The organism is Marivita sp. S6314 (assembly GCF_023015985.1).
Lineage (GTDB): Bacteria > Pseudomonadota > Alphaproteobacteria > Rhodobacterales > Rhodobacteraceae > Marivita.
This window is the reverse complement of the sequence record NZ_JALKAO010000001.1, coordinates 420,491-443,711: the sequence shown is the minus strand read 5'-3', so window position 1 is coordinate 443,711 and position 23,221 is coordinate 420,491. Positions and strand designations below refer to the sequence as shown.

Sequence of the window (23,221 nt, the reverse complement as noted above, 5' to 3'; positions counted from 1 at the left end):
GTGTGTCCTGTCGCAGAGTTCAGCGTCTGGCCCACGGTGGGCGCAGATTTGCGAACGGGCTGCCCGGTCAAGCGGACGCCCGCAGGGTACGCATATTCTCCATAATGCCCTCCTGCGCTGGGATTGCGATGGGGCAAAGCTATCGCGTCGCGCTGTGTGCGACAAGCGCCATCTGGTCATTTTGCTGCCGCGTTGCTAAGCGGAGCGCATGACTTTGCCATCACATGCCACGGTTGCCTGCATCAAATGGGGCACGTTGTTCGGGCCGGAATACGTGAACCGATTGTATTCCGGCGTGCGCCGCAACCTGTCCATGCCGGTGCGGTTCCTGTGTATGACGGAAGAGGCGGCGGGCCTGCATCCTGATATCGAAATTCTGGATCTTCCGGTCGAGCCATTTGCCGGGCCGATGAACGATGCGTTGAAAGTTGCGAACCGACAGGGGGCGATGCGCAAGGTTTCGCTTTTCAAGCCGGGTCTTATTCCTGATTTGACCGGTCCCGTTCTGGGATTTGATCTGGACGTGGTGATCACCGGGGCGCTGGATGAACTGCTGGAGCTGGCACCGGGGCATGTCGTCATGCGGCATGACTGGACCGAGAAGCGCAAGGGCCGGCCGACCGGGCACGGATCGGTGTTTCGGTATGATCCGGCGGCGCATGGGTTCTTGTACGAGGATCTGGCGGCGCACCCGTATCAGGAGGTGGAGACGGCGCGTGGATCAGAGCAACGCTATACGTCGCACAAGGCAATGGAAAACGGCATTTTCACCTATATTCCAGAGGATTGGGTGGTGAGTTTCAAGTATGATTGCAACCCGTTCCCGGGCAATTACCTGCATCCGGCAAAATTGCCTGCGGCGGCCAAGGTTGTTTGTTTTCACGGCCGGCCGAAGATGCCCGAAGCGATTGCCGGGTATCGGGCGTCCTTGATCCGCTATGCCAAGCCGACACCGTGGCTTCAGGCGCATTGGGTTGACATGGCGCGGCAGGATCTTGGGGAAGACTGGGCATAAATCATCCTGGGCTTCACCAGAATTTAATAGAGAGCGGCCAGATTTTTCTCCGAAAAATCTGTTGGACTTGCCGGGATTGTGGTGCCGGGCGCTCTTGCCCCTGCGCGCGCGAACGCGGTATGAGCGGGCAAGAGCATTCGAGGGAAGGGCATAGGCATGCGTCGAGTTGTGGTAACTGGCTTGGGTCTTGTGACGCCATTGGCGGACGGTGTTGAGGCATCCTGGAGTCGCATTCTGGATGGTCAGTCCGGGGCGGGATCAATCACGAAATTTGACGCAAGTCACCTGGCCACCACCTATGCCTGCGAAGTGCCGTATGGCGACGGGTCGGACGGCACGTTCAATCCCGATACCTATCTCGACAAGAAAGAACAGCGAAAGGTGGATGAGTTCATCCAGTTTGGTCTGGCCGCCGCCCATCAGGCGGTGCGGGACGCGGATTGGATGCCAGAGGACGAGGAGAGCCGTCTGCGCACCGGCGTGATGATCGGTTCCGGAATCGGCGGTCTGAATTCCATTGCCGAAACCGCGCTGCTGATCCGTGACAAAGGTCCGCGCCGGGTGTCGCCGTTTTTTATCCCCGGGGCGCTGATCAACCTGATTTCGGGCAATGTGTCGATCAAATACGGCTTCAAGGGGCCGAACCACGCGGTCGTCACGGCCTGCTCCACCGGAGCGCATGCCATTGGGGATGCGGCGCGGCTGATCATGTTTGGCGATGCCGACGTGATGGTCGCCGGTGGTGCCGAAGCGGCGATTTCCGAGATCGGGATTGCCGGGTTCAACGCGTGCAAAGCGCTGTCGACCAAACGTGGGGATGACCCCAAAACGGCCAGCCGTCCCTATGATGCAGACCGGGACGGCTTCGTCATGGGCGAAGGCGCGGGCGTTGTTGTTTTGGAAGAGTATGAACACGCCAAGGCGCGGGGTGCCAAGATCTATGCCGAAGTGTGTGGCTATGGCCTGTCGGGTGATGCCTATCACATCACCGCCCCATCGGAGGATGGCGAGGGCGGTGAGCGGTCAATGCGGGCAGCTTTGACCCACGCAGGGATTGCTCCGGCGGATGTTGATTATATCAATGCGCATGGCACATCGACCATGGCGGACGTGATCGAACTGGGCGCGGTTGAGCGGATGATGGGGGATGCGGCTGGATCGGTGACGATGTCGTCGACCAAATCGGCCACCGGGCATTTGCTGGGGGCGGCAGGCGCGATCGAGGCGATCTTCTCGATCCTCGCAATCCGAGATCAGGTGGCGCCGCCAACGATCAACCTGGACAATGTGGCGGTTGAGACGGCCGTTGATCTGGCCCCGAATGCAAAGCGCGAGCGTGAGATCAAATATGCGCTGTCGAATTCGTTTGGCTTTGGCGGCACAAATGCCAGTGTCGTTTTCGGTCGATTGGACGGGTGATCCATGTGGCGGCATATTGCCTCTAATGCGCTGACATTTCTGGTTGTTCTGGTTTTCCTGTTTGGCGGTGTGCTGATTTGGGGGCAAAACAGCTACGTGTCGGAAGGTCCGCTGGAGCAGCCGATTTGCGTTCAGGTTGATCGCGGATCGAATTTTCGGCGCGTGTCTGAAGATCTTGCCGACAGTGGCGCGGTTTCGAGTGCCGCCTTGTTGCGGATCGGTGCGGATTACGCGGGCAAAACCGATCAGTTGAAAGCGGGATCGTTTCTGGTGCCCGAAGGCGCGTCGATGTCCGAGATCGTGGAGATTGTCACGCGTGGCGGGGCCAGCACCTGCGGGACCGAAGTGGTGTACCGGGTGGGCATCAACCGTATGACGGTGCAGGTGCGCGAACTGGACCCGGCAACGGGGCGCTTTGACGAGGTGGTTGGGTTCAACCCCGAGGAAGAGGCCACGCCGGACGCGTACACGCAGGTTAAATCCGAAGCCGACACACGATATCGCGTCGCCTTGGCGGAAGGTGTGACAAGCTGGCAGATCGTCAACGAATTGGGCCAGATTGATATCCTTGAAGGCGAGGTGGCTGAGATCCCACCGGAAGGGTCGCTTGCGCCGGACAGCTACGAGATCAGCCCCGGCGAAAGTCGGACAGCCTTGATCGACCGGATGGCGCAGGCGCAGGCGCGCATCCTGGCCGAGGCCTGGGCGAACCGGCAGGACGACTTGCCCTATGACAGCCCGGAAGAGGCGCTGATCATGGCGTCGATCATCGAGAAAGAGACCGGAACCCAGGACGAACGGTTCCTTGTGTCGAGCGTGTTCGTGAACCGGTTGCGGCAGGGTATGCGGCTGCAAACCGACCCGACGGTGATTTATGGCATTACGCGGGGACAGGGCGTGCTGGGGCGCGGCATCCGGCAGAGCGAATTGCGGGCCGAGACGCCGTGGAACACCTATGTCATTCCGGGTCTGCCGCCGACGCCGATTGCGAACCCGGGGCGGGCGAGCATCGAGGCTGCGCTGAACCCGGATGAGACGCCGTATATCTTCTTTGTGGCCAAGACGCTGAACCCGGCGGACGGGCACAACTTTGCGGTGACCTTGGCCGAGCATAACGAGAATGTGGCGGCGTACCGGGCGCTGGAGGCGCAGCGGGACAACTGATGCACGGAATCCTGGGGGCGAGGTGGCATGAGCCTGATCGAGCTATTCGCCTTGGGCGCGGTGATTTTTGTGGTGGCAGGTACGATCAAGGGGTTGGTCGGGATCGGGTTGCCGACTGCGGCGATCAGTTTTCTGACGCTGACCGTTGATCCGCGTGTTGCCATTGCCCTGACGCTTGCGCCGATGGTTGTCTCGAACGCCTGGCAGGTCTGGCAGGTGGGCGAGATCGGTCCAGCGTTGCGGCGCTATTGGGTGTTTGCCGCAGTGCTGGGTGTCAGCATTTTTGTGACGGTGTCGATGGCGGCCGAGGTGTCGGATCGGGTGATCTTTCTGGCACTTGGCGTGTCGATTGTTGCGTTTTCGATTGTCAATCTCCGGTTCGATGCGCCGGCCTTGCCGGATCGGTTTGATCGGATCGGGCAGGTTGTGTTTGGCACGATTTCGGGTGTTTTGGGCGGCTTGTCCGGGGTTTGGGGTCCACCGCAAGTGATTTACCTAGCGGCGCGGCGGGTGCCCAAGGACGAATTCGTGCGCGCCACCGGGTTGCTGATTTTCATCGGATCGCTGCCGCTTGTGGCGGGATACGTGATCGAGGGATTGTTGACCGCCGAGCTTGCCACGGTGTCTGTGTTGCTGATTGTTCCGACATTGCTGGGGTTTGCAATGGGCGCGCGGATCAGGGCGCGTATGTCGAATGACAGGTTCCGACGCGTGTTGCTGTATGTGTTCCTGCTGTTGGGATTGAACCTGTTGCGCAAGGGCGTCTTCTGAGAGCTCCGCGGTGTGGTTTCAGGAAGATGAATCCCTTTATTTTGTGGTGCACTCATGGGTTTTGTGGCGTGCGCGCCGAACCCTTGCGCGGTGCTTAAAGCGGCGTGCGCCGCGTTAGCGCGGTGTTTCCAGTTTTCAGATCAATTGGTTGGTGCCTGCTAGGCATCTACAGACTGCGGAGCGTTTCGTGGCCTGCTGGTGCATCGATGGACGGAGATCCATTTAGCACAGGAGGCGGGGACTGAGTTGGTACTCATAACTGCAGATGAAGAGGGTGACGCGCTGGAAGCGGAGCGCGTTGCCATAGCGCAGGAATTGCGGGCCATTCGAGAGATGGTGACGCGCCTGCGCGAGATGGTTGAGGCCGGGGATTTGGGCCATTCGGGGGAGGCTGGCAAGGCTTTGACCGATTTGCGCACCTGGTTGAAACACGCCAAGGAAACGGAGGTGCACATTGTTCGACATCGTCGGGAAACTGCCAAGATCAGTGGCAGCTACGGACTCGATCTCGACGCGGCACGCGATGTTGTCGGGTGCCGATTGGATCGCCTCCGAAGATGCTGCCGTGAGGGACGCATTTCTGAGTGATCTGGAACAGGTTCCGGGGGCGCTTTTGGCGTTGCCGTACCTGTTCGAGTTCTGGGCCCATCCGCATCAGTTGCCGCCTGACGGCGATTGGCGCAATTGGGTCTGCCTTGGTGGGCGCGGCGCGGGGAAAACCCGCGCCGGTGCCGAATGGGTGCGCGCGCAAGTGGAAGGCGCGCGCCCGATGGATGCAGGACGTTGCTCGCGGATTGCGCTGGTTGGTGAGACCGTTGATCAGGTGCGCGAAGTGATGATTTTTGGCGATAGCGGGATCATGGCCTGTTCGCCCCCGGATCGGATGCCGGAATGGCATGCGACGCGCAAGATGCTGGAATGGCCCAACGGGGCGGTTGCGGTTGTGTGTTCGGCGCATAACCCGGAATCGCTGCGCGGGCCGCAGTTTGACGGGGCTTGGGTGGATGAATTGGCGAAGTGGCCGCGTGCGCAAGAGGCGTGGGATATGTTGCAGTTTACGCTGCGGCTGGGTGATGATCCGCGGGTGTGTGTGACGACGACGCCGCGCAATGTGGGCGTTTTGAAGGATCTTCTGGCGTCACCGTCCACGGTTGTGACGCGCGCGCCGACAGAGGCGAATGCGGCCTATCTGGCGTCGTCGTTTCTGGACGAGGTGCGGGCGCGGTTTGCCGGGTCGCGGTTGGCGCGGCAGGAATTGGACGGTGATTTGCTGGACGAGGTGGACGGGGCGCTTTGGCCTTTGGAGACCTTGGAGGCGGCGCGCTGTGAGGGGTTGCCGGAGTTTGACCGGATTGTCGTGGCGGTGGACCCGCCTGCGGGATCGTCAAAGCGGTCGGATGCTTGTGGAATTGTTGTTGCCGGTGTGGTGACGGATGGGCCGCCGCAGGATTGGCGGGCGGTTGTGTTGGAGGATGCCAGCGTGCAGGGGGTGTCGCCCCTTGTCTGGGCGCGGCGGGCGATCACGGCGGCGGAACGCTGGGGCGCGCAGGCTGTGGTGGCCGAGGTCAACCAGGGTGGCGACATGGTGGAGACCGTGTTGCGGCAGGTTGATCCGATGGTGCCTGTGATCCGGGTGCATGCGTCGAAATCCAAGGGCGCGCGGGCGGAGCCTGTGGCGGCGTTGTACGAGCAGGGACGTGTGGCGCATTACGGCGTGTTTTCGGAGCTTGAGGATGAAATGAGCCAGATGACGCGTGCGGGCTTTCAGGCAACGGGCAGCCCGGACCGGGTGGATGCGCTTGTCTGGGCGTTGACGGATCTGGTGATTGCGCGGGCTGCCGAGTGGCGCAGGCCGCGTGTGCGCACGTTGGGGCGATGACCGTGCGGTGTACTTAACCCACGTTAACCTTTGATGGGTAGGTTGGTTTCATCGACGGAACGCAAGCGCGGGACGGGGACGCGCAAGGGATTGAAAACAGATCAGCATTTGGGAGCAGAGCCGCGATGGCGCGGGCTGTGCGTGGGGATGCTGTGTCTGGGGAAGCCGGGGGCCTTTAGGGGCTTGGGTCTTTGGCGCGGCGCGGTTGGGTGGGTTCGAGAGACCTGTTCAACCGCGCTGGAAAATAGAGAGATGCGAGGAGCGCTTGGCATGGTTTGGAATGTCTTTCGACGGGAACGTAAGGACGAAGGTGTGGCCGAGGCCAAGGCGAGTGCGACCGGGCCGCTTGTGTCCTGGCAGAACATGGGGCGCGTGGCGTGGTCGGCGCGGGACACCGTGTCTTTGACGCGCACGGGGTTCACCGGGAACCCGGTGGGGTTTCGGGCGGTGAAGCTGATTGCGGAGGCGTCGGCGGCGGTGCCTTTGGTGTTGCAGGACGCGGTGCAGCGCTATGAGGTGCATCCGGTGCTGGACCTGCTCAGGCGTCCGAACCCGGCGCAGGGGCATGCGGAGTTGTTCGAGGCCTTCTATGGCCAGCTCTTGCTGTCTGGGGACGGGTATTTTGAGGCTGTTGGCGAGGGCGTGCCCGCTGAGCTGCATGTGTTGCGGTCGGATCGGATGAAGCTGGTGCCGGGGCCGGATGGGTGGCCTGTGGCCTATGAGTACGGGGTTGGTGGCAAGTCGCATCGGTTTTTGATTGGCGATGGGGCGCGGCCTGTCTGTCATGTGAAGGCGTTTCATCCGCAGGACGATCACTATGGGCTGAGCCCGATGGTGGCGGCGGCGCAGGCTTTGGATGTGCATAACGCGGCGTCGCGGTGGTCGAAGGGTCTTTTGGACAATGCGGCGCGGCCGTCCGGGGCGATTGTGTATCGCGGGACGGATGGGGCGTCTGGGATGGCGACGGATCAGTATGACCGTCTGGTCGACGAGATCGAGTCGCACCATATGGGCGCGCGGAATGCGGGGCGTCCGATGCTGCTGGAAGGTGGGTTGGACTGGAAGCCGATGGGGTTTTCGCCCTCGGACATGGAGTTCCAGAAGACCAAGGAAGCGGCGGCGCGCGAGATTGCGGTGGCGTTCGGGGTGCCGCCGATGTTGCTGGGGATTCCCGGTGAGGCGACCTTTGCCAATTATGCCGAGGCGCATCGGGCGTTCTATCGGCTGACGGTGTTGCCGCTGGTTTCGCGGGTGTCGGCGGCGGTGTCGGTGTGGTTGTCGGGGCATGTGGGGCAGGAGCTTGTGTTGAAGCCGGACCTGGATCAGGTGCCTGCGCTGGCGACAGAGCGGGATGCGCAATGGGCGCGGGTGTCTGGCGCGTCGTTTTTGACGGATGCGGAGAAGCGCAGCCTGTTGGGTCTGCCGGTGCTGGCCGATGAGTGAGCAGCGCACAGGGTATGAGCCGTTTGATTGTGCGCCAGCGTTGCGGCTGGAGGCGCATGAGCGGATGACGCAGTTGCGGTTCGAGGGGATCTCGGCGCGGCTGGACCGGATCGAGGGATTGATCGAGCGGTTGGAGAAGCGGGTGTGGCTGGCGGTCTATGGCGTCGCGGCTGCGGTGCTGGCGGATGTCTTTCTGAAGTTTGTTCAGGTGACGCCGTGAAGGGGAGTTTGGGGATGGATTTGGAACGAAAGTTTTGTTCGTTCGAGGCGGATGTGACGGTTGCGGATGGCTGTGTGATCGAAGGTTATGCATCGCGGTTCGGACAGTGTGATCAAGGTAATGACGTCGTAGCATCAGGGGCTTACGCGGCGTCGTTGAAGCGATTGTTTGACAGCGGGCGCGCGGTGAAGATGCTGTGGCAGCATGATCCGGCGCAGCCTATCGGGGTCTGGGACGAGGTGCGCGAGGATGCGACCGGGCTTTATGTGAAGGGTCGCATTCTGGAGAGTGTCGAGAAGGGCCGCGAGGCGGCGGCGCTGGTGGCGGCGGGCGCGATTGACGGGTTGTCGATCGGCTATCGCACGAAGGCCGCGACAAAGGACAAGCAGGGCCGCAGGGTTCTGACGGAACTGGAGCTTTGGGAGGTGTCTTTGGTGACGTTCCCGATGCTGCCCAGTGCGCGGGTGGCGGCCAAGGGGGACGACCCCGAGGTGGCTGGGCTGCGAGAGGTGGCGCGTCTCATTGAGGATGCGCGACAGGCAATGGTGGACGGCTAAGGGCCACTTTCAAGACGGGAAAATCGGGATGAGTGAGACCGGGACAGAGTCGCGGATCGGGGAAGATGTGTCTCCGTTCACCCAAGTGGGGGCCGCGCTGGCAGGGTTGGTGGGCGATGTGCGCCGCCAGCGGGACGACTTCAATCGAAAGCTACAGGAACAGGAAGAGCGGATGAGCATGCTTGATCGAAAAACGGCTGGGGCGGCGCGCCCCGTATTGGCGGGCGGTGTGGCCCAGACGGATGTGCATTTTGAGGCGTTTGATGCCTATCTGCGCACCGGGGATGATGATGGCCTGCGTGGGCTGGAACTGGATGTGAAATCCATGTCGACCACGGTGAATGGCGATGGTGGGTTCTTGGTGGATCCGGTGACATCGGAGACCATTCAGGGTGTGCTCTCGTCGAGTGCGTCCTTGCGGGCCGTGGCATCTGTCGTGAATGTCGAGGCGTCGAGTTATGACGTGCTGATCGACCAGGGCAATGGCGGCGCCGGTTGGGCGGACGAGGTTTCGGCGCGGACCGAGACGGGCACGCCGACGATTGATCGTATCTCCATCAAGCTGCACGAGTTGAGCGCGATGCCGAAGGCGTCACAGCGTCTTCTGGATGACACCGCGTTTGACATCGAGACCTGGCTGGCGGGGCGTATTGCGGACACGTTTGCACGGGCCGAGGCGGGTGCGTTCATCACGGGCGACGGTGCGGACAAGCCGCGCGGTATTCTGAACCATCCGGCGGTGGACAATGACGTCTGGGTCTGGGGCAACCTTGGTTACGTGCCCACAGGTGTGGACGGGGACATCGGCAACGGTGATGCGCTGATCGAACTGGTCTATGCGCTGGGGGCTGAATACCGGGCCAATGCGACGTTTGTGATGAACTCCAAGACCGCTGGTGCGCTGCGCAAGCTGAAGGACGCGGATGGGCGTCATCTGTGGTCGGACGGGTTTACCAGCGGTGAGCCTGCGCGACTGCTGGGCTATCCGGTGCTGATTGCCGAGGACATGCCGGACATCGGGACGGCCGAGGACGCGATTGCGTTCGGCGACTTCGGCGCGGGCTACACCATTGCCGAACGCCCGGACCTGCGCGTGCTGCGCGATCCGTTCAGCGCCAAGCCGCATGTCCTGTTCTACGCGACCAAGCGTGTGGGCGGTGATGTGAGCGATTTTGCGGCGATCAAGCTGCTGCGCTTCGCCACGGCCTAAGGGCCATTGGTGGACATGGGCGGGGCAGTTTGCGGGCTGTCCTTCCCATGGGGCGCGCGCCGGTGACTGGCGTTGTCTAGCCGCTCTCCTCCGTCCGAGCAACGGCGGTGGTGCGCGTCCGACCCTTCCTCGGGCCGAGGATGCAGGGACAGGTTTGCGGAGAAGAAGATGTATTTGATTGAAGAAAGCCAGATACCTGATGCGGCATTGCCGGTGGCGCGGTTGCGGGAGCATTTGCGGCTGGGGAGCGGGTTTGCAGAGGACAGTTTGCAGGACGATCTGCTGCTGGGATTTCTGCGGGCGGCGATTGCGGCGGTTGAGGCGCGGACGGGCAAGGCGCTGATCGTGCGGGACTTTCTGTGCAGTTTGCAGCGGTGGCGGGATGTGACCGGGCAGGTGCTGCCGATTGCGCCGGTGGGTGCGGTCACGCAGGTGACGCTGGTGGACCGGGTCGGCGCAGGGACGGTTGTGGACGCGGATCGCTATGTTTTGGCGGCGGACGCGGATGCGCCCTGCTTGCGCCCGGTTGGCACAGTTCTGCCGCCGGTGCCGGAATATGGGAGCGTCGAGGTGCGGTTTCAGGCCGGGATGGCGGCAGCGTTTGGGGATTTGCCGGCTGATCTGGCGCAGGCGGTGATGCTGCTGGCGGCGCATTACCATGAATACCGGGATGAAACGGCGTTGAGCGCGGGCTGCATGCCATTTGGCGTGACCAGTCTGATTGCGCGGTATCGTCCCATGCGGCTGGGGTTTGGCGCATGAGCCGTCGTTTGACATCGCAGCTGGTGCTGGAGCGGTTGGTCGCTGTGCCGGATGGGGCGGGCGGCCAGCATGAAAGCTGGGAGGCGCTTGGGACTGTTTGGGGTGAGGTGAAGCCCCGGTCCGGGCGAGAGAGCCTTGGCGAGGCGGGTCAGGTGTCTGTCACGGGGTTTCGGATCATGGTGCGGGCCGCGGCGCAGGGCCATTCGGCGCGGCCTTTGCCGGAGCAGAGGTTTCGGGATGGCACACGGGTGTTCCGGATCAATTCGGTCACGGAGGCGGACCCGGAGGCGCGGTTTCTGATGTGTCTGTGTGACGAGGAGGTGGCGACATGAGTTACGCGGTGGCGGCGGCGCTGCAGGCCGGGGTGTACCAGGTTTTGCGCGATGATCCGGGTGTCGGTGATCTGGTGGGCAACAAGATTTACGACGCGGTGCCCAAGGGGCGGTTGCCGGATTTGTATATCGCGCTGGGGCCGGAGAAGGCTTTGGACGCGAGTGACAAGACCGGGCGTGGAGCGTGGCATGAATTCGCGGTGTCCGTGATCTCGGACGATGCGGGGTTTCAGGGCGCGAAAGAGGTGTCGGCGGCGGTGTGTGATGCGTTGATCGATGCGGACATGGTTTTGGAGCGGGGGCGGCTTGTGGCGCTGAACTTCAAGCGGGCGCAGGCGCAACGGGAAAAGGCCGGGCGGCGGCGGGTCGATCTGATCTTTCGGGCGCGGGTGGAAGACGACGGCTGAGGCGCGTCGCGGGTTTCTTAGACAGGAGTGTGGGCGATGGGTGCTCAGAACGGGAAAGACCTTTTGATCAAGGTCGATGTGGATGGCAGCGGTACGTTTGAAACCCTTGCGGGGTTGCGGGCGACGCGGGTGAGTTTCAACGCGGAAACGGTGGATGTGACATCGTTGGAAAGCGAAGGCGGGTGGCGTGAATTGCTGGCGGGCGCGGGGGTGCGCAGTGTCGGGATTTCGGGGGCGGGCGTGTTCAAGGACGCAGGCACCGATGCGCGGGCGCGGCAGATTTTCTTCGACAGTGAAACGCCGGGGTTTCAGGTGATTATTCCCGACTTTGGGGTCGTGGAAGCGCCGTTTCAGGTGACGGGGCTGGAATATGCCGGGTCGCATAATGGCGAGGCGACGTATGAGTTGTCGCTGGCGTCGGCCGGGGCCGTGACCTTTACGGCGGCGGTGTAGGCGATGACGAACCCCTGGCGTGGAGAGGTGACGTTGGTGTTGGACGGGGAGCCACGGGTGCTTCGGCTGACGCTGGGGGCGCTGGCGGAGCTTGAGGCGGGGCTTGGTGAGGGGTCGCTTGTCGATCTGGTGGCGCGGTTCGAGAGCAGCGCGTGTTCCAGCCGGGATGTGCTGGCGTTGATCGTGGCGGGTTTGCGCGGCGGTGGCTGGCAGGGTTCGGCGCGGGATTTGCTGGCGGTCGAGATCGAAGGCGGGCCTTTGATGGCGGCGCGGGTGGCGGCGGAGTTGCTGGCGCGGGCGTTCACGCCGATTGCAGAGACATGAGCCGGTTTGACTGGCCCTCGCTTATGCGCGCGGGGATGCGTGGGGTTGGGTTGAAGCCCGATGAATTTTGGGCGCTGACCCCGGCGGAGCTTTTGTTGCTGATCGGCACGGAAAGCGGCGCATCCCCGCTGCGGCGGGACGGGTTGGACGCGCTGATGGCGGCGTATCCGGACAGGACGAAAGGGACGGGTGATGATCGAGATTGACGCATTGGACGGGTTCGAGGCGCAGGTGGATGCCTTGAGCGACGCATTGGTCGGCGCGACCAGCATGGCGGGCGGATTTCAGACCGAGATGGCGAAGGTCAGGGACTCCTTGTCGGACACGGGCAAGGGGGCGGCCAAGCTGGAAGGCGCTTTGAACCGGGGGTTGAGCCGGGCGATTGATGGTGTGGTGTTCGACGGGATGAAGCTGTCGGATGCGCTGGGCGGGATCGCGAAGTCAATGATCGGGGCGTCCTACAAGGCGGCGGTCAATCCGGTGAAAGAGCATCTGAGCGGGATGGTGATGCAGGGGATCGGGAATCTGTTGCCGTTTGCGAACGGGGGAAGCTTTAGCCAGGGCCGGGTGATGCCGTTTGCGGATGGCGGCGTGGTGAACGGGCCGACGACGTTCCCGATGCGTGGCGGTATGGGGTTGATGGGAGAGGCTGGTCCAGAGGCGATCATGCCGCTGGCACGCGGGCCGGATGGCAAGCTGGGTGTGCGCTCTGGTGGCGGGGGGCGTCCGGTGAACGTGGTGATGAACATCTCGACCCCGGATGCGCAGAGTTTCCGGCGGTCGCAAAGCCAGATCGCGGCGCACATGGGGCGTGTTCTGGGATCGGGTCAGCGGAACCTTTGAGGAGTTTTTATCATGCAGTTCCATGAAGTGAGGTTTCCGACGGCGTTGAGCTTTGGGTCCATTGGCGGGCCAGAGCGGCGCACGGACGTGGTGACGCTGGCGAGCGGCTTTGAAGAGCGGAATACGCCGTGGGCGCATTCGCGCAGGCGGTATGATGCGGGGATCGGGTTGCGGTCGATGGACGACATCGACGCGCTCATCGCGTTTTTCGAGGCGCGGCGAGGGCAGATGTACGGGTTTCGGTGGAAGGACTGGTCAGATTTCAAGTCTTGCAAGCCGTCCGAAGCGGTTTCGGCTACGGATCAGGTGATCGGCACGGGGGATGGGGTGCAGGCGACGTTTGCGTTGGTGAAAGCCTATGCCGATTATGCGCGGCCTGTTGCAAAGCCGGTCGAGGGAACGGTGCGGATTGCGCTGGATGGGGTTGAGCAGGTCGCGGGGGATGACTTTGTTGTGGATGCTGCGACGGGTGAGGTGACGTTTTTTGCCGAACCCTTTGCGGGTGTGTCGGTGACTGCCGGGTTCGAATTTGATGTGCCTGTGCGGTTCGACACGGATCACATTCACACCTCTGCGGCGACGTTCCAGGCGGGGGACGTCCCGGATGTGCCTGTGATCGAGGTGCGGGTCTGATGCCGGGCGCGGAGGCGCTGGGCGCGCATTTGGCGACGGGTTTGACCACGGTTGCGCGGTGCTGGGAGGTGCGGCGCAAGGATGGGCGGCGCTTTGGATTCACGGATCACGATCTGGACCTGAGTTTCGACGATCTGGTGTTTCGGGCTGATACGGGGCTGTCCGCAGCTGCGTTGCAGCAGGGCACCGGGTTGGCGGTCGACAATTCGGAAGCCATTGGTGCGTTGCGCGACAGCGCGGTATCGGACGCGGATATCGCGGCCGGTCGGTTCGACGGGGCGGAGGTCACGGCGTGGTTGGTCAACTGGGCTGATGAGGACGCGCGCAAGATCCTGTTTCGTGGAACCTTGGGAGAGATCACCCGAACGGGTGGGGCATTTACCGCAGAATTGCGCGGTTTGACGGAGTGGCTGAACCGGCCCGTGGGCCGTGTGTTTCAAGCGCCGTGTCTGTCCGTGCTTGGGGATGCGGCCTGTGGCGTTGACACCAGTGACCCGCGCTATTCCGTTGATGTGCGTGTTGATGATGTCACCGACGGCGGATCGCTGATCCTGTCTGGCACGGATGGGTTTGACGCCGGATGGTTTCAACGCGGGCGGGTGTCGGTCACGACCGGGCAGGCGGCAGGGCTTTGGGGGACGATCAAGCGCGACATTCTGTTTGAGAACGGAACGCGGCAAATTGATCTGTGGGAGCCGTTGCGCGCGGCCATCGCTGCCGGAGACGCAGTGACGTTGATCGCCGGGTGCGACAAGCGGTTTCAGACCTGCCGGGAAAAGTTCGACAATGCGCTGAATTTTCAAGGGTTTCCTGACATCCCGCAGGAAGAATGGATCCTTATTCACCCGACCATGGCGCGATCCCGGACCGGAGGCAGCCTGAGATGACCGGAGTGGATGTCGCGGACTGCGCGCGCAGCTGGGTTGGGACGCCGTATGTGCACCAGGCCAGCGTGAAGGGGGCCGGTGCGGATTGTCTTGGGGTTTTGCGGGGCGTGTGGCGCGATCTGTTCGGCTGTGAGCCGTCGGATGTGCCGGTCTATACCGAGGATTGGGCGGAACCGCAGGGACAGGAAATCCTGTTAACGGCGGTGTCGCGGCACATGCCGGGCAAGGATCTTTACGACGAGGCCGTTGGAGACGTTGTGCTGTTTCGCATGCGGGACGCGTCGGTGGCCAAGCATCTGGGCATCCAGACCGTGATCGGTCCGCAGGCCAGATTTGTTCATGCGTATTCGGGACATGGGGTTGTGGAAACCTCCATGAGCCTTCCCTGGCAACGGCGCTGTGTGGCGCGGTTTGCCTTTCCAGTTGAACATAAGGAATAGCGCATATGGCGACTTTGGTTCTTTCAGCCGCCGGAGCTGCGCTGGGCAGCAGCATTGGCGGGTCGGTGCTTGGGCTGTCGATGAGTGCGGTTGGGCGGTTTGCGGGTGCAACGCTTGGTCGGGCGATTGATCAGCGCATTCTTGGTGCCGGCGCGCAGACGATTGAGACCGGGCGGTTGGATCGGTTGCGGTTGAGCACGGCCGGCGAAGGACAGCCCGTGCCGCAGGCCTATGGTCGGATGCGGGTTGGCGGGCACATTATCTGGGCGACGCAGTTCAAAGAGAACGTGTCCAAGTCTGGTGGTGGCGGCAAAGGCGCGTCACGGCAGCCGACGATCAAGGAATATACCTATTCGGTCAGCTTGGCGGTTGCGTTGTGCGAGGGCGAAATCACATCGGTGAATCGTCTTTGGGCTGACGGTGCCGAGATTTCGATCTTTGATCTGAATATGCGGGTCTATCCGGGCTCGCGCGATCAATTACCGGATCCAAAGATGGAAGCGGTTGAAGGGATCGGATTGGTCCCGGCCTATCGCGGAACGGCCTATGTTGTCTTTGAAGATCTGGATCTGGCGCGGTTCGGAAACCGCGTGCCGCAATTCAGTTTCGAAGTCACCCGACCGGTTCAGGAGGACCCCGAAGATGTGCCGTTCAATCTTCGAGCGGTGGCCCTGATCCCGGGAACCGGGGAGTATTCGCTGGCCACGGAGCCCGTGAGCCTTGATGCCGGGGCGGGGCGGTCGCAGGTTGTGAACGTGAACAGCCCGTCTGATCGGCCGGATTTTGTCACATCGCTCAAGCATTTGCAGGATGAAGTGCCCGATTGCGGTGCAGTGTCTTTGGTTGTGAGCTGGTTTGGCTCTGATCTGCGGTGTGGCTCCTGTGAGATCCAGCCCAAGGTCGAGCAGACCGAAGTCGACAGCACGGACATGCCGTGGGTGGTCAACGGTCTGGTGCGGTCGGATGCCGGTCTGGTTCCGGTTGAAGAGGGACGTCCGGTCTATGGTGGCACGCCTTGTGACGCGTCGGTGGTCCAATCGATCCGCGACATGCAGGCCAAGGGGCTGGACGTGGTTTACTATCCGTTCATCCTGATGGAGCAGATGCCGGATAACGGATTGCCGGATCCGTGGTCAGGGAACAGCGATCAACCGAAACTGCCGTGGCGGGGACGGATTACGGCGTCGGTCGCGCCGGGGCAACCGGGCGACGTGACTGGAACCTCCGACATAGATGATCAGGTTGCCGCGTTTTTCGGATCGGTGTCGGTGGAGGACTTCGCCATCGAAGAGGACGAGATTGTCTATTCCGGCCCGACTGAATGGAGCTATCGCCGGTTCATTCTGCATCAGGCCCATCTGTGCGCGCTGGCCGGCGGGGTGACGGCGTTTTGCATCGGGTCGGAAATGCGCAGCCTGACGCAGTTGCGCGGCGCCGCGGGGTTCCCGGCAGTCGACGCGTTGCGGACGCTGGCGGCGGAGTGCCGGGCGATCCTCGGCTCGGATGTTCAGATTGGGTATGCTGCCGATTGGTCGGAATATTTCGGCTATCAGCCAACTGATGGCAGCGGGGATGTGTATTTCCATCTTGATCCGCTCTGGGCCGACCCGAATATCGATTTCATCGGGATCGACAATTACATGCGATTGTCGGATTGGCGCGACGGGGATGATCACGCGGATGCCGATTGGGGGTCGATCTATAACCTGGATTATCTGGAAGCCAATGTTGCGGGCGGCGAGGGGTATGATTGGTATTATCCGTCGCGCGAAGACCGGGACGCGCAGAACCGCGTTGCGATCACCGATGGGGCGCACAATGAGCCGTGGGTCTATCGCTACAAGGATATCCTGAACTGGTGGTCCCAGCCGCACCACAATCGTATCAACGGTCAACGCGACGCCGTGGCGACGGACTGGGTGCCGCAATCCAAACCGATCTGGTTTACCGAAATCGGGTGTGCCGCCGTCGATAAAGGCACGAATGAGCCCAACAAGTTCATTGATCCCAAGAGCTCGGAAAGCACGTTGCCTGTGCATTCGAACGGCATGCGCGATGAGCTGATCCAACGGCAATACCTCCGTGCCCTGACGCGGTACTGGAGCAATCCCGCGCACAACCCGGTGTCGACGGTGTACAATGCCCCGATGATCGACATGGGGCGGGTGTTTGTCTGGGCCTGGGACGCGCGGCCGTATCCGTGGTTTCCGAATGTAGACGAGATGTGGTCGGACGGGCCGAATTTCAGGCGCGGTCACTGGATCAACGGGCGCGTGTCGGGGCGCACACTAGCGTCGGTTGTGACCGAGATTTGCGAACGCTCTGGCCTGTCAGCCTTCGATGTCAGTGCGCTTTACGGGTTTGTGCGGGGCTACCTTGCGCCCGATGTTTCGGATGCGCGGCGTGCGTTGCAGCCCTTGATGATGGCCTACGGGTTTGACGCGATCGAACGCGACGGCGTGCTGCTGTTTCGAAACAGAACCGCGGCGCAGGTGACGACGCTGATACCGGAAGACCTGGCCTTGCATGACGACCTTGGGTCCGAGGCGGTTCAGTCCCGGAGTTCCGAAGCCGAGATGTCGGGCCGGGTGCGTCTGAACTTTGTCGAGGCCGACGGTGATTACCGGAACATTGCCGAAGAAGCCGTTTTGCCGGACGAGCAAACCCATGCCGTGGCCGAAAGCGAAGTGCCGTTGTTGCTGACGCGTCCGGAGGGGCGACAATCGGTCGAACGGTGGCTGGCCGAAGCGCGTGTGTCGCGGGATGCGGTGCGCTTTGCACTGCCTTTGTCGAAGGATACGCTGGGGGCCGGGGATGTGGTGAAGCTGCCCGATCCGCAGGGGGCAGTAACCGCGCGCATTGATCGGGTCGAGTTGACGACGCATCAACTGGTGGAGGCTGTGCGCATTGAGCCTGATGTCTATCGTCCGTCGGATTTTCCTGACGATCCAACGCCGTCCAGCCGGTTTCAGGCCACTGGCCCTGTGCTTCCCCTGTTTCTCGACCTGCCGTTGATCACCGGGGATGAGGTGCCACATGCGCCGTATCTGGCACTCACGGCGGACCCGTGGCCCGGAGAAGTCGCCGTTTATGACGCGGCAGAAGATGCGGGATACGGGTTGAACGGGCTCGTGCCGACCGCGTCGACCATTGGTGTCACTGTGTCTGATATCCGAAGTGCGCCTTCGGGGGTGCCGGATCGTGGATCGGTGCTGGATGTCAAGCTGACAAGCGGCGCGCTGTCATCGATTGGAGACGTTGCGTTTCTTGCCGGTGGCAACCTTGCGGCAATCGGGGGCGGGTCGGTTGATGGTTGGGAGGTGATCCAGTTTCGGGATGCTACACTTATTGATCCCGATACGTGGCGGTTGTCGTATCTGCTGCGTGGGCAACTCGGCACGGATGCGATTGCACCAATGGTTTTGCCGGCCGGGGCGTATTTTGTCTTGCTTGATGCCGGGCCTCAGCAATTGACCCTTGCGTCGGCGCTGCGCGGGCAAAACCGCCATTACCGGATTGGTCCTGCAAGCAAGGCTTACGATCACGCGTCCTATGTGCATCAAGTGCATGCGTTCGCGGGCAATGGCCTGCGCCCCTACAGCCCGGTGCATCTGCGCGCTGTATGGAGCGGGCCTGATCTGAACCTGACATGGATCCGGCGGTCGCGGCGGGACGCGGATGCGTGGGACCTGGCCGATATCCCGTTGGCAGAGGACAGCGAGGCCTATGTCATTCGGGTCAGGGACAGCGGCGGAACCCTTTTGCGCACGCTGGACGTGGGCACATCCGGCTGGACCTACACCGCCGCGATGCAGGTCGAAGACGGGTTTTCCGGGGGTGGGACGTGCGAGGTTGCACAACGCTCTGCCCGGTTTGGTCCGGGACCGTTTGCGGCGGTGAGTGTTGTGCCGTGAAGCCGGTGATTTACAACGATATGTTGGCGTCCGTGGCTGTTGTGGCGGCAACGCCAGTGGCGGATCAACCGCGTGTCGCGCGCGACCTGTTGCGCGCGGCGACCTGCGCGGCGCGGTACCAGACCACCCATGGTCACGCGCATCCAACACTGGGTGACGGGAGCCTCTTGGCGGTCGCATTGCAGCGCGACCGGCGCAGCGCTGCCGGGTTTCAGTCGGTCGAAGAACTCGATGCGTGGCTTACAATGTTGAAGGCGCTGAAAGGGTGGATGTGTCAGCCCGACGCACAGCTGATACAGCGGGACGCGGTGGGATCCAGCTCAAGCCGCTTTTGGGCGATCTCGTCTCCGCAATCGTCACAATAGCCAAACTCGCCGTCGTCAAGGCGCTGCAATGCGCGCTTGAGTGACACGCGCATCGCGTCGCGACTGGCCTGCGTCGCCTTGGCCATGGATTGACTGAGCAAGGCATCTTGCCGGGACAAACGCCCGACCGCCTGCTGATCCAGTGACACAACCGCCTGACTGTCTTTGCCCAGCATGTCGTCTTGATCCAGCTCTGCAAGTTTCCGCCCAATCACGTCAAGAAACAGCGCCCGTTGCGTTTCATCCATGGTGTTGATCCCCGGCATCACATCTTTGCGTTTTTCCCTTTGTACCCTATTTGGTATAACCAATGCGTCAAAGGAGAGACGGCATGGCAGAAACCCGAGCAAAGCTTGCGTCGGTAGACCCGGTTTGGGCGCGGATTGTGAAAGAAGCCGACGAGGCGGTGGCCAAAGAGCCGCTTCTGGGCGGCATGGTGCATTATTCAATCCTGCATCACGCCAGTCTTGAACGCGCGCTGAGCTATCGCATTTCGCTCAAGCTGGCGAATGGCGAAATGACAGAGCAGATCCTGCGCGAGATTTGCGACGAGGCGTTTGACGCCGATCCCAACCTTGCGATGGCCGCGCGGGCTGACATCATGGCCGTCTATGAACGCGATCCGGCCTGTCACCGGTTCCTGCAACCCTTGCTGTTCTTCAAGGGATTTCAGGCCATCCAGTGTTACCGGTTGGGCAACTGGCTGTGGCGACAGGGGCGGCACGACCTGTCCTATTTCGTGCAGATGCGCTGTTCGGAAGCGTTTGGGGTCGATATTCACCCGGCGGCGAAGATTGGCAAAGGCATCATGATCGACCATGCGCATTCCATCGTGATCGGGGAAACCGCGGTTGTCGGTGACAACGTGTCGATGCTGCATTCGGTGACGCTGGGTGGGACCGGCAAGGAAGAAGAGGACCGGCATCCCAAGATCGGCGATGGTGTTCTGATCGGGGCAGGCGCCAAGGTGCTGGGCAATATCCGGGTTGGCAACTGTTCGCGCGTCGCGGCGGGGTCGGTGGTTCTGTCAGAGGTGCCGCCCTGCAAGACCGTGGCAGGTGTGCCTGCGCGCATTGTCGGAGAGGCAGGCTGTGAGCAGCCGTCGATCAGCATGGACCAGATTCTGCATTCTGGCGACTGAGGTTTTTAAAAGGTGCGGCACAGATGTGCCGCGCTCTAAAAGCAGTCGCCGCCTTTGGCGGCGATGCGGTTGGGGCGATGCGATGCACCGCCCTTTTTGCATATTTGGAAAAAGAAGATGCTCAGGCCAGTAAGGCCATCGGGTTTTCCAACCCGTCGACGATGGCCTGCAACACCTCGGCCCCCAGCGCTCCGTCTATGACGCGGTGGTCCACGGACAAGGTCATCGACATCATCGTGGCCACGGTGATGTCTCCGTCCGGTCCGACCACCGGTTTTTTCGCGCCTGCGCCGACGGCCAGGATTGCGCCATGGGGTGGGTTGATCACCGCGTCGAAGTTTTCGATCCCGAACATGCCAAGATTGGAGATCGCAAAGCTGCCGCCCTGGTATTCATGCGGGGCGAGTTTGCGGTCACGCGCGCGCGCCGCAAGGTCTTTCATTTCGGCGGACAGCGTTGACAGCGACTTCTGGTGGGCATCCTTCAGAACCGGCGTAAAGAGCCCGCCTTCGATGGCCACGGCCACCGCCACATCCGAGGGTTCGAGTTGCAGGATGCGGTCGCCGGCCCAGACGGCGTTTGCGGTGGGCACCTGTTGCAGCGCGTTGGCACAGGCCTTGATGATGAAATCATTGACGCTGAGCTTCACACCGCGCGCTTCAAGCTGTTTGTTAAGCTGCGACCGGAAGGCGAGCAGATCGTCGATCTGCACGGATCGGCGCAGGTAGAAATGCGGGATGGTCTGTTTGGCCTCTGTCAGCCGCGCGGCAATCGTCTTGCGCATGCCGTCCAGCGGCACCTCGGTATAGGCGCGGCCCTCGTACATACGGGCGATCACATTCGGATCGGTCTGCGCCGGGGCGGGGGCTGCCGCAGGAACCGCCGGGCGGGCTGCCTCGGTCGGGGCGGCGGCCTGTGGCGAGGCATTTTCCACATCGGCTTTGACAATGCGGCCACGCGGGCCCGAGCCGGTGATCTGTGACAGGTCAAGCCCTTTCTCCGCTGCGATCCGTCGGGCCAGAGGGGAGGCAAAGATACGATCCCCGGATTTGGCGACCGGGGCAGGGGCGGCAGGTTCCGGGGCAGGGGATGCGGCTTCGGGTTCGGCCACCGCCTCCGGGGTGGCCTCAGGGGCGCTGCCGATATCATCGGTGCTTTCGCCGTCTTCCAGCAAAATCGCAATGGGATCGTTGACCTTCACAGCTTCGGTGCCTTCGGCCACGAGGATCTTGCCGATCACACCTTCGTCGACCGCTTCGAACTCCATCGTCGCCTTGTCGGTTTCGATCTCGGCCAGGATGTCGCCCGAGGACACGGTGTCGCCCTCATTGACCATCCATTTCGCCAATGTGCCGTCTTCCATGGTCGGGCTCAGGGCGGGCATCAGAATGTTGATGGGCATGTCAGGTCGCCTCTTCAATCAATGTGACGAGATCATAGGGCGCGCGCGGGGTGCGTCCGTCCGCCAGCGCCGCGATGGCCCTGGAAATATCGCGCTGATGCGCACCGATCCATTCATAGGCGCTTTGATGGGACGGGCGCGCCTCTGTGCGCAGACGGTCCATCAGGCATTCCGGCACGTAGGCTGCCCCTTTGGCGCTCTCGACCCGGTAGGCCTCAAGCGCGACGTTGCGGGATTTCACGATCAGTTTCTCGGTCATCGGTAGCAAACCTTCTTTGCCGCCTCGACAACCTCGGCCGTGGTGACCAGCGCGTGTTTCTCAAGGTTCGCGGCATAGGGCATCGGTACATCCTTGCCCGTCAGGTTCAGCACCGGCGCATCCAGATAGTCGAACGCACGCTCCATGATGACCGAAGACAGGTGGTTGCCAATGGCCCCCACGGGCCAGCCTTCCTCGACCGTGATGCAGCGGTTGGTTTTCTGCACAGAGGCCAGAACCGTGTCATAATCCAGCGGGCGCAGGGTGCGCAGGTCAATCACCTCGGCCTCGATCCCCTCTGCGGCCAGCTTTTCGGCGGCGTCCAGCGCATAGGTCATGCCGATGCCAAAGCTGACGATTGTGACATCCGACCCTTCGCGCCAGATGCGCGCCTTGCCGAACGGCACAGTATAATCCTCGATCTCGGGCACCTCGAAGGTTTTGCCGTAGAGGATCTCGTTCTCAAGAAAGATGATCGGGTTGGGATCCCGGATCGCGGTTTTCAGCAGGCCTTTGGCATCTGACGCGGAATAAGGCATCACCACCTTGAGGCCGGGAATATGCGCATACCACGCTGCGTAATCCTGAGAGTGCTGCGCGGCAACCCGCGCGGCCGCGCCGTTCGGGCCTCGGAATACCATCGGTGCACCCATCTGTCCGCCCGACATATAAAGCGTCTTGGCGGCAGAGTTGATAATCTGATCAATGGCTTGCATGGCGAAGTTGAACGTCATGAACTCCACAATGGGGCGCAATCCACCAAAGGCCGCACCAACCGCGATACCCGTGAACCCGTGTTCGGTGATCGGTGTGTCCATCACCCGGCGCGCGCCGAATTCGTCCAGCAATCCCTGGCTGATCTTGTAGGCGCCCTGGTATTCGCCGACCTCCTCGCCCATCAGGAACACGTCCTCATCGCGGCGCATTTCCTCGGCCATGGCATCGCGCAGCGCTTCGCGCACGGTTTGCTGTTTTGTCTTGGTGCCCTCGGGCCACGGCGCTTCGGCCTTGGACACGATCTCGACCGGGTCGGGATGCGCCATACCAGCGGCGGGCTGATCTTCGGAACTTTGCGCCTTGTCCGCCGGGGCCAGCTGTTGCGCCGGGGCGGTGGGGGCGGCATCCTCCACGCTTTCGCCGTCTTCGACCAGAACCGCGATGGGCGTGTTCACCCGGACACCCTCGGTGCCTTCGGCCACAAGGATCTTGCCGACAATCCCTTCATCCACTGCCTCGAACTCCATCGTCGCCTTGTCGGTTTCGATCTCGGCCATGATGTCACCGGCAGTGACGGTGTCGCCTTCCTTGACCAGCCACTTGGACAGTGTGCCTTCTTCCATCGTGGGCGAAAGCGCGGGCATGAGAACTTCTGTCGCCATGG

At 62.2% G+C, this 23,221-nt stretch carries 26 protein-coding genes; 22 read left to right on the top strand and 4 right to left on the bottom strand.

What is annotated here, in order from left to right:
• The first annotated feature begins 208 nt into the window (after positions 1-208).
• The 21 genes from MWU54_RS02220 to MWU54_RS02120 all read left to right on the top strand — a co-directional run bounded on the left by MWU54_RS02220 (position 209) and on the right by MWU54_RS02120 (position 18,673).
• Positions 209-1,015: a glycosyl transferase gene (locus MWU54_RS02220; RefSeq protein WP_247080468.1), complete on the top strand. Its 807-nt coding sequence runs from the start codon at positions 209-211 to the stop codon at positions 1,013-1,015.
• 156 nt (positions 1,016-1,171) lie between these two features.
• Positions 1,172-2,434, top strand: coding sequence for a beta-ketoacyl-ACP synthase II (gene fabF, locus MWU54_RS02215; RefSeq protein ID WP_247080467.1), 1,263 nt, complete (start codon positions 1,172-1,174; stop codon positions 2,432-2,434).
• Between the two features lie 3 nt (positions 2,435-2,437).
• Positions 2,438-3,598: an endolytic transglycosylase MltG gene (gene mltG, locus MWU54_RS02210; RefSeq protein ID WP_247080466.1), complete on the top strand. Its 1,161-nt coding sequence runs from the start codon at positions 2,438-2,440 to the stop codon at positions 3,596-3,598.
• 27 nt (positions 3,599-3,625) lie between these two features.
• Entirely contained in the window at positions 3,626-4,369 is a 744-nt protein-coding gene (locus MWU54_RS02205; protein WP_247080465.1) for a sulfite exporter TauE/SafE family protein, read from the top strand.
• A gap of 246 nt (positions 4,370-4,615) precedes the next feature.
• On the top strand, positions 4,616-4,957 hold the full coding sequence (locus MWU54_RS02200; protein ID WP_247081039.1) for a hypothetical protein: 342 nt from the start codon (positions 4,616-4,618) through the stop codon (positions 4,955-4,957).
• Positions 4,893-6,248, top strand: a complete 1,356-nt coding sequence (locus MWU54_RS02195) for a terminase family protein (RefSeq protein ID WP_247081023.1) — start codon at positions 4,893-4,895, stop codon at positions 6,246-6,248. Before MWU54_RS02200 ends, MWU54_RS02195 begins: the two co-directional genes overlap by 65 nt.
• 270 nt (positions 6,249-6,518) lie before the next feature.
• On the top strand, positions 6,519-7,691 hold the full coding sequence (locus tag MWU54_RS02190) for a phage portal protein (protein WP_247080463.1): 1,173 nt from the start codon (positions 6,519-6,521) through the stop codon (positions 7,689-7,691).
• Complete coding sequence (locus MWU54_RS02185) at positions 7,684-7,911, top strand: hypothetical protein (protein ID WP_247080462.1); 228 nt, start codon at positions 7,684-7,686, stop codon at positions 7,909-7,911. Before MWU54_RS02190 ends, MWU54_RS02185 begins: the two co-directional genes overlap by 8 nt.
• Positions 7,912-7,925: 14 nt before the next feature.
• Entirely contained in the window at positions 7,926-8,468 is a 543-nt protein-coding gene (locus MWU54_RS02180; RefSeq protein WP_247080461.1) for an HK97 family phage prohead protease, read from the top strand.
• Positions 8,469-8,496: 28 nt separating this feature from the next.
• Positions 8,497-9,678, top strand: a complete 1,182-nt coding sequence (locus MWU54_RS02175) for a phage major capsid protein (protein ID WP_247080460.1) — start codon at positions 8,497-8,499, stop codon at positions 9,676-9,678.
• Positions 9,679-9,846: 168 nt separating this feature from the next.
• Positions 9,847-10,440 carry a hypothetical protein gene (locus MWU54_RS02170; protein WP_247080459.1) on the top strand — a complete coding sequence of 198 codons (594 nt, stop codon included), beginning with the start codon at positions 9,847-9,849 and terminating at the stop codon, positions 10,438-10,440.
• Positions 10,437-10,772: a head-tail adaptor protein gene (locus tag MWU54_RS02165; protein WP_247080458.1), complete on the top strand. Its 336-nt coding sequence runs from the start codon at positions 10,437-10,439 to the stop codon at positions 10,770-10,772. Before MWU54_RS02170 ends, MWU54_RS02165 begins: the two co-directional genes overlap by 4 nt.
• A complete protein-coding gene (locus MWU54_RS02160) occupies positions 10,769-11,179 on the top strand; it encodes a DUF3168 domain-containing protein (protein ID WP_247080457.1) in 411 nt (136 codons plus the stop codon). Before MWU54_RS02165 ends, MWU54_RS02160 begins: the two co-directional genes overlap by 4 nt.
• 36 nt (positions 11,180-11,215) lie before the next feature.
• Positions 11,216-11,632 (top strand): phage major tail protein, TP901-1 family, encoded by a 417-nt coding sequence (locus tag MWU54_RS02155; RefSeq protein WP_247080455.1) that lies wholly within the window; start codon positions 11,216-11,218, stop codon positions 11,630-11,632.
• 3 nt (positions 11,633-11,635) lie between these two features.
• Positions 11,636-11,956 (top strand): gene transfer agent family protein, encoded by a 321-nt coding sequence (locus tag MWU54_RS02150; RefSeq protein WP_247080454.1) that lies wholly within the window; start codon positions 11,636-11,638, stop codon positions 11,954-11,956.
• A complete protein-coding gene (locus MWU54_RS02145) occupies positions 11,953-12,162 on the top strand; it encodes a rcc01693 family protein (protein ID WP_247080453.1) in 210 nt (69 codons plus the stop codon). The genes MWU54_RS02150 and MWU54_RS02145 overlap by 4 nt, the downstream gene beginning before the upstream one ends.
• A complete protein-coding gene (locus tag MWU54_RS02140) occupies positions 12,149-12,799 on the top strand; it encodes a phage tail tape measure protein (protein WP_247080452.1) in 651 nt (216 codons plus the stop codon). Before MWU54_RS02145 ends, MWU54_RS02140 begins: the two co-directional genes overlap by 14 nt.
• Positions 12,800-12,811: 12 nt before the next feature.
• Positions 12,812-13,432, top strand: a complete 621-nt coding sequence (locus tag MWU54_RS02135) for a DUF2460 domain-containing protein (RefSeq protein ID WP_247080451.1) — start codon at positions 12,812-12,814, stop codon at positions 13,430-13,432.
• Positions 13,432-14,319: a DUF2163 domain-containing protein gene (locus MWU54_RS02130; RefSeq protein ID WP_247080450.1), complete on the top strand. Its 888-nt coding sequence runs from the start codon at positions 13,432-13,434 to the stop codon at positions 14,317-14,319. Before MWU54_RS02135 ends, MWU54_RS02130 begins: the two co-directional genes overlap by 1 nt.
• Positions 14,316-14,759: a peptidase gene (locus MWU54_RS02125; RefSeq protein ID WP_247080449.1), complete on the top strand. Its 444-nt coding sequence runs from the start codon at positions 14,316-14,318 to the stop codon at positions 14,757-14,759. Before MWU54_RS02130 ends, MWU54_RS02125 begins: the two co-directional genes overlap by 4 nt.
• 5 nt (positions 14,760-14,764) lie before the next feature.
• Positions 14,765-18,673, top strand: a complete 3,909-nt coding sequence (locus MWU54_RS02120) for a glycoside hydrolase/phage tail family protein (protein WP_247080448.1) — start codon at positions 14,765-14,767, stop codon at positions 18,671-18,673.
• A 274-nt stretch (positions 18,674-18,947) separates the two neighbouring features.
• Here the strand turns inward: MWU54_RS02120 and MWU54_RS02115 are convergent, their stop codons facing one another.
• Entirely contained in the window at positions 18,948-19,286 is a 339-nt protein-coding gene (locus MWU54_RS02115) for a TraR/DksA family transcriptional regulator (protein WP_247080447.1), read from the bottom strand.
• A gap of 83 nt (positions 19,287-19,369) precedes the next feature.
• Between MWU54_RS02115 and cysE the strand changes: the two genes are divergently transcribed.
• Positions 19,370-20,179 (top strand): serine O-acetyltransferase, encoded by an 810-nt coding sequence (gene cysE / locus MWU54_RS02110; RefSeq protein WP_247080446.1) that lies wholly within the window; start codon positions 19,370-19,372, stop codon positions 20,177-20,179.
• A gap of 121 nt (positions 20,180-20,300) precedes the next feature.
• Here cysE and MWU54_RS02105 read toward each other — a convergent pair whose 3' ends face one another.
• The 3 genes from MWU54_RS02105 to MWU54_RS02095 are packed head-to-tail and all read right to left on the bottom strand — an operon-like array spanning position 20,301 to position 23,219.
• A complete protein-coding gene (locus MWU54_RS02105; RefSeq protein WP_247080444.1) occupies positions 20,301-21,581 on the bottom strand; it encodes a pyruvate dehydrogenase complex dihydrolipoamide acetyltransferase in 1,281 nt (426 codons plus the stop codon).
• Between the two features lies 1 nt (position 21,582).
• Entirely contained in the window at positions 21,583-21,840 is a 258-nt protein-coding gene (locus tag MWU54_RS02100) for a hypothetical protein (protein WP_247080442.1), read from the bottom strand.
• Positions 21,837-23,219, bottom strand: coding sequence for a pyruvate dehydrogenase complex E1 component subunit beta (locus MWU54_RS02095; protein ID WP_247080441.1), 1,383 nt, complete (start codon positions 23,217-23,219; stop codon positions 21,837-21,839). The genes MWU54_RS02100 and MWU54_RS02095 overlap by 4 nt, the downstream gene beginning before the upstream one ends.
• Positions 23,220-23,221: the final 2 nt, after the last annotated feature.

Excerpts from the sequence above, each read along its gene's own strand:
- MWU54_RS02220 (WP_247080468.1), top strand. The coding sequence starts at position 209 with ATGACTTTGCCATCACATGCCACGGTTGCCTGCATCAAATGGGGCACG.
- fabF (WP_247080467.1), top strand. The coding sequence starts at position 1,172 with ATGCGTCGAGTTGTGGTAACTGGCTTGGGTCTTGTGACGCCATTGGCG.
- mltG (WP_247080466.1), top strand. The coding sequence starts at position 2,438 with ATGTGGCGGCATATTGCCTCTAATGCGCTGACATTTCTGGTTGTTCTG.
- MWU54_RS02205 (WP_247080465.1), top strand. The coding sequence starts at position 3,626 with ATGAGCCTGATCGAGCTATTCGCCTTGGGCGCGGTGATTTTTGTGGTG.
- MWU54_RS02195 (WP_247081023.1), top strand. The coding sequence starts at position 4,893 with ATGTTGTCGGGTGCCGATTGGATCGCCTCCGAAGATGCTGCCGTGAGG.
- MWU54_RS02190 (WP_247080463.1), top strand. The coding sequence starts at position 6,519 with ATGGTTTGGAATGTCTTTCGACGGGAACGTAAGGACGAAGGTGTGGCC.
- MWU54_RS02185 (WP_247080462.1), top strand. The coding sequence starts at position 7,684 with ATGAGTGAGCAGCGCACAGGGTATGAGCCGTTTGATTGTGCGCCAGCG.
- MWU54_RS02180 (WP_247080461.1), top strand. The coding sequence starts at position 7,926 with ATGGATTTGGAACGAAAGTTTTGTTCGTTCGAGGCGGATGTGACGGTT.
- MWU54_RS02175 (WP_247080460.1), top strand. The coding sequence starts at position 8,497 with ATGAGTGAGACCGGGACAGAGTCGCGGATCGGGGAAGATGTGTCTCCG.
- MWU54_RS02170 (WP_247080459.1), top strand. The coding sequence starts at position 9,847 with ATGTATTTGATTGAAGAAAGCCAGATACCTGATGCGGCATTGCCGGTG.
- MWU54_RS02165 (WP_247080458.1), top strand. The coding sequence starts at position 10,437 with ATGAGCCGTCGTTTGACATCGCAGCTGGTGCTGGAGCGGTTGGTCGCT.
- MWU54_RS02160 (WP_247080457.1), top strand. The coding sequence starts at position 10,769 with ATGAGTTACGCGGTGGCGGCGGCGCTGCAGGCCGGGGTGTACCAGGTT.
- MWU54_RS02155 (WP_247080455.1), top strand. The coding sequence starts at position 11,216 with ATGGGTGCTCAGAACGGGAAAGACCTTTTGATCAAGGTCGATGTGGAT.
- MWU54_RS02150 (WP_247080454.1), top strand. The coding sequence starts at position 11,636 with ATGACGAACCCCTGGCGTGGAGAGGTGACGTTGGTGTTGGACGGGGAG.
- MWU54_RS02145 (WP_247080453.1), top strand. The coding sequence starts at position 11,953 with ATGAGCCGGTTTGACTGGCCCTCGCTTATGCGCGCGGGGATGCGTGGG.
- MWU54_RS02140 (WP_247080452.1), top strand. The coding sequence starts at position 12,149 with ATGATCGAGATTGACGCATTGGACGGGTTCGAGGCGCAGGTGGATGCC.
- MWU54_RS02135 (WP_247080451.1), top strand. The coding sequence starts at position 12,812 with ATGCAGTTCCATGAAGTGAGGTTTCCGACGGCGTTGAGCTTTGGGTCC.
- MWU54_RS02130 (WP_247080450.1), top strand. The coding sequence starts at position 13,432 with ATGCCGGGCGCGGAGGCGCTGGGCGCGCATTTGGCGACGGGTTTGACC.
- MWU54_RS02125 (WP_247080449.1), top strand. The coding sequence starts at position 14,316 with ATGACCGGAGTGGATGTCGCGGACTGCGCGCGCAGCTGGGTTGGGACG.
- MWU54_RS02120 (WP_247080448.1), top strand. The coding sequence starts at position 14,765 with ATGGCGACTTTGGTTCTTTCAGCCGCCGGAGCTGCGCTGGGCAGCAGC.
- MWU54_RS02115 (WP_247080447.1), bottom strand. The coding sequence starts at position 19,286 with ATGGATGAAACGCAACGGGCGCTGTTTCTTGACGTGATTGGGCGGAAA.
- cysE (WP_247080446.1), top strand. The coding sequence starts at position 19,370 with ATGGCAGAAACCCGAGCAAAGCTTGCGTCGGTAGACCCGGTTTGGGCG.
- MWU54_RS02105 (WP_247080444.1), bottom strand. The coding sequence starts at position 21,581 with ATGCCCATCAACATTCTGATGCCCGCCCTGAGCCCGACCATGGAAGAC.
- MWU54_RS02100 (WP_247080442.1), bottom strand. The coding sequence starts at position 21,840 with ATGACCGAGAAACTGATCGTGAAATCCCGCAACGTCGCGCTTGAGGCC.
- MWU54_RS02095 (WP_247080441.1), bottom strand. The coding sequence starts at position 23,219 with ATGGCGACAGAAGTTCTCATGCCCGCGCTTTCGCCCACGATGGAAGAA.